Source organism: Mesorhizobium sanjuanii (assembly GCF_002529485.1).
Classification (GTDB): Bacteria; Pseudomonadota; Alphaproteobacteria; order Rhizobiales; family Rhizobiaceae; genus Mesorhizobium; species Mesorhizobium sanjuanii.
In genome coordinates this window covers 1-4,559 of record NZ_NWQG01000113.1, presented here as the reverse complement: position 1 = coordinate 4,559, position 4,559 = coordinate 1, and the positions used below count along the sequence as shown (strand labels likewise).

Here is a 4,559-nt window from a genome sequence, read left to right as displayed (position 1 = left end):
ACATCGCTTCGGATCAATCGCACAGAGGTTGGGTCTGAGCCTCATCGCGCGCGATCGCCAGCTGCTGCTTGAGGCGGCGAAGTTTTTCCCGGCCTGCGTTCTTGCGAGCGATGGCGACGCCGTAGGAGATGATATCGATCGCGATCATGTAAGCGTAGCGGATTGACGCCGGGCTCAGAATGTCTTCGTCGGGAGGGGCGTCGATGGGCAGCAGCTCATCCACCGCGGCGGCGAGAGGTGTTCCGCTTGGGGTCAGAGCAATCGTTATCGCTCCGTATTCGCGAGCGACGGATACGGCCTTCTCAAGCTCGCTATTGGCGCCCGTGAGCGAACAGCAGATGACGACGTCCGTGCGTTCCACGCTTGTCGCCAGCATGAATTGCATCTGGTGATCGTTACAGGGGATGACACGTATGCCCAGCCGGAAAAAGCGGTTCTGGATCTCCTCGATGAGCCATGAGGAGACGCCGCCGCTGCCGAATGCGTAGAGCGTGTGACAGACACTGATCTTGTCGACCACTGCCTGAGCGCGTTCGAGATCGACGTTGTGGTGCATGTCCGCAATGGTTTTCTGTGCCCGTTTGCTAACGCGCTCCGCAACCTCGGCGATAGATCCAGGCGGCGTCTGGGGTTCGAGATAACGGATGCCGATGCGCACCGATCCCATGATTTTAAGCTTGAGATCCTTTAAACCGTCACACCCGAGCATGCGGGAAAACCGAGTGACGGTTGGCGCAGATACATCGAGCCAAGCGGTGAGTTCCTCGATGGGTTTCTCGACAAAACTATGCGGCTCGCTCAAAATCGCGTGCGCGATCCGGCGGTTTGTTTTGGAAAACTCTGACTGCCGGTCAACAATTAATCCGATAATGTCTTGTGCATTACGCTTGTCACCTTGGATGACCGCGCCATCATTAGGTTTTAGTGAGTGATTTTCTTGCGACTGATCGCGAGCCATTGACTATCTCCCTAGGAATTGATCTCGCAACGTGGGCGCGTGCCCGAGGCTGAGAGCGATGGCACGCGCGTCGTCTTCCGTCGCGACCGCCCGCTTTCGGTGTGCTGCATCAACTTACTTCCCCCATACCGTTTATGACCAAGCGGATTTAGGAGCTCATTGACCCGAGCAAATTACGGTACCGCCTTTGCGTTCGATACCGCAAATCGGCGGGGCGCATCAAAGGCATTTTCCAGCGAGGTAGCTTGGCTCGACTATCGGAACGGATTGTCAAGATTGCTTACGCTTCCTGCTCGCTCTTGGCCGGCCGCCGATCCGATTTCGGAACAGTTCGGTTATCCATTAATCTAGCATCCCTGCAACGAACTGCACCGTTCGCGATCAATCCACGAACGGTGAGCGTCCCAAATGCTGCGGGGTCCGCCAGCGAGCCGGACTCCAGAGAAGCTGTGGCGCATCCGCCTCGTAGACCTTGCCGTCGGGATAGCTGATCAACTCCATCCGCAACCCCCACGGCGCCACGAAATAAACCCAGGATTCGCCCGCTCCCGATCCCTGCGCAATCACGGGTTCGAGTAGCCGAAATGGCGAGCCTGTGTGACATACATTGCAGACATCCCACCTCTGATGTAATTTAGCAATTGATCAGGTGAGGGCTTGTCCGCTGTCGTGGCGGCTTTTCTCCCGGGTCGTGTCTCGGCAGGTTGCATGCTCTCTAACGGACCTTGAACCGCAAGTTGTATTCTTGTGGTCATGAGGTAACGGCGGTTAAGGGATTTGCCATGCTCCGACGTTGCGGCTTCGTTGTAGCCCTCATTATCGCAAGCCTTGCGGCCTTCGACGCGTCCGCGCTCGAACGAAGGGTTGCCTTTGTTATCGGCAATTCCGACTATCGGGAAATCTCGGCCCTCAAGAACCCGGCCAAGGATGTGGCGGACGTATCCGATACGTTTCGGCAGGCTGGTTTCGAGGTGTTCGTTGCGAGCAATCTCACCAAGCTGCAGTTCGAAGACCAGTTCCGCAACTATTTGGCCGCCGTGGATGGCGCCGACATCGCCGTCGTCTACTATTCCGGTCACGGCTTTCAGATCGGCGGCGAAAATTTCCTGATCCCGGTAGACGCGTCGCTGAAACAGCCGGCCGACGTCGAGGTCCAGGCAATCAAGCTGAACGACGTGCTGCAGCAGATGCGTTCGAAGTCGAAAATCCAGGTGATCATTCTCGATGCCTGTCGCAACAATCCATTCCCGCGCAAAGATTATTGGCTGAGGGATCAGCTTGTTGTCGCCAGCGGCGCCGGCCTGGCGCAAGTAAGAAGCTCGCTGAACACGCTGATCGCATTTGCCACCGAACCTGGCGCCGTTGCCTATGACGGCGCCGGCGACCTCAGTCCTTTTTCATCAGCGTTTGCTCGTCGCGCGCTGGCCCCCAATCAGGAGATCCGCACCGTCATGTCGGCCGTGCGCCGGGATGTGGTTGAGGCGACAAAGGGCCTGCAGGTTCCCTGGGAGAACTCTTCGCTGGTCGACGACGTCGTTCTGATGCGTCGCAGCAGCCGCCCATCGCTGCCGCCGGTGCTGGAGAAGGTTGTGCTGTCTGGAGCCGGGCCTATCAATCTGGATCTCCCCGAACCGGTCGAGATCGACGGTGGGACAGTCACCGTCAGCATCGAAAGACCGCCCACGCTCGGACGCCTGATGCTGGACGGCAAGGTCGTCGAGGCGGGAGAACAGATCCAGGGCAAGGACCTGCCGCGTTTGCAGATGGATGTCCCAAAGGGAATCGGCGCGACGGAAGAGATGGATATGCTGGCCTATGCCGCACGCGACAATTGGGGCGGCGAAGCCAGGGGCATGCTGGTGTTCCGGATCAAGAGCGGCGAAGGACCCCAGGGCGAACAGGTGATGGCCTCGCTCGAAGCCGAGCAGAAGCAGCAGGTGCTGGAGCGGGGGATCCATATCACCGGCGCCGCCGAGGCGATCGAAAACCGGGAAATCGACATTCCCGTCGGCGTCGGCCCGATTCCGCTGAAGCTGAATTTCCCGACACAGGACCCCGCGGTCAGCCTGAAAGTTGCAAGCTATCCGGCAACGGGAACACTCTCCCTGCCGGATCGGATCCTGTCGCCCGACTCGAGCCTGATGGCCGATGAGGTCGACCGGCTGCGCTATGAGCCCCAGATCGGAGCCGGCAAAACGGTCGAGGTCGCCTTCGAAATCCGGGCCGGCAGCGCCGCATCCAAGCCCGCCACGATGAAACTGTCGCCTGCCGTCGATCCGTGCGACTCGGCCGCCGGTGAACCCCTCGACCTGCAAGGCGTCGTCCCCGGCCTGCTGCCAAATGAAATCGGCACTGATGCGGTGAAGCTCTGCGAGGCAGCAGTCAAGGCATATCCGGATGTGCCGCGCTTCCGCTATGAACTGGGGCGCGCGCTGCTTGCAGCCCGCAAAGTCGACCAGGCCAGGAAAGCCATCCAGCAGGCTGCCGACAGGGGGCACGTCCGCGCCGTTTTCGAACTCGGCTACCTCTACGCGACCGGAACGGGCGTGCCTGTCGATCGCAAGCAGGCCAACACGTTCTACGCAGCTGCGGCCGACAAGGGCGATCCCTACGGGATGACGTCGTGGGGCCGTGCCTTGTTCAATGGCTACGGCGTCGAGCGCGATACGGCCAAGGGGCTGGACCTGCTGCTCAAGGCGGCGGCGATGGGGCACACCTATGCCATGAACGATCTCGGCGCGATCTTCACCGAAGGCCGCAACGGCGTGACCGCCGATCAGGCCCGCGCCGTTGCTTTCCTGGCTGCTGGCGTGGAGCGGCAGGACATGTATTCGATGAACCTGCTTGCCCGGAACTATCTGTCAGGCGCGGGCGTCGAGAAAAATCCGAAAACGGCGGTGGCCCTGTTTCAGAAAGCCACCGAACTCGGCCAGCCCTATGCTCCGGGCAACCTTGCGCGCATGTATCGCGACAGTGTGGGCGTGGAGCGCAACCCGGCGGAAGCGCAAAGACTGTTCGAGATGGCGACCATGCGGGGCGACCCGTCCGGTGCCTTCGATCGCGCGGTTCTCGAAATGGAGAAGGGCGAAAAGGCCGACCAGGTCACGGCCGTCCGTTTTCTGGCATTCGCGGCCGCGCTGGACACCCGCAATCAGTTGCCTGAGGCCCGGACGAACCTCGCGAAATTCGGCACGAAGGTGAAAACGACGGCGTTGAAGCAACTGCGCCAGGAACTCAGGTCGAAGGTCCCCGCATCCGGTTCGCTGGACAGTCAACTGGTCGGCGCGGCCAGGCGGGTCTGGGAAGAAGCCAACCCGCGTCGGGACGTGTTTTAATCAATCAGGAGGGCAGATGGTGCACGGGACATTCAAGCAAGCAATCGTCGGAACAACCCTGGCTGGCATGCTGGCGGGGCTCACAGGCTGCACGTCCTTGATGCCGCCCGAACCGGCGCCGCTGGTGGAGACCTCGCCGCCGAAGGTCGTTCGCAGGGTGCCTGTTGAGCAAAAGGTCGTTCGCAGGACATCTGTAGAGCAAAAGGTCGTCAAGGCCGCCCCCAAACGGGTGGTCAAGAAAAACGTGATCAAGCCGGTTGAGGAAG

3 protein-coding genes are annotated in these 4,559 nt (G+C 60.4%); 2 read left to right on the top strand and 1 reads right to left on the bottom strand.

The annotated features are described in order from the left end of the window. Window positions 1-13 precede the first annotated feature (13 nt). Window positions 14-958 (bottom strand): MurR/RpiR family transcriptional regulator, encoded by a 945-nt coding sequence (locus CN311_RS18120; RefSeq protein WP_097575118.1) that lies wholly within the window; start codon window positions 956-958, stop codon window positions 14-16. Window positions 959-1,740: 782 nt separating this feature from the next. Here CN311_RS18120 and CN311_RS18115 point away from each other — a divergent pair. Together CN311_RS18115 and CN311_RS18110 are read left to right on the top strand one after the other, a co-directional pair. Beyond that, window positions 1,741-4,293, top strand: coding sequence for a caspase family protein (locus CN311_RS18115; RefSeq protein WP_097575117.1), 2,553 nt, complete (start codon window positions 1,741-1,743; stop codon window positions 4,291-4,293). A gap of 16 nt (window positions 4,294-4,309) precedes the next feature. Then, window positions 4,310-4,559: hypothetical protein (locus CN311_RS18110; RefSeq protein WP_097575119.1), on the top strand; the 250-nt coding region annotated here is incomplete at its 3' end.

Coding starts and splice junctions, on each gene's coding strand:
- CN311_RS18120 (WP_097575118.1), bottom strand. CDS start 958: ATGGCTCGCGATCAGTCGCAAGAAAATCACTCACTAAAACCTAATGAT.
- CN311_RS18115 (WP_097575117.1), top strand. CDS start 1,741: ATGCTCCGACGTTGCGGCTTCGTTGTAGCCCTCATTATCGCAAGCCTT.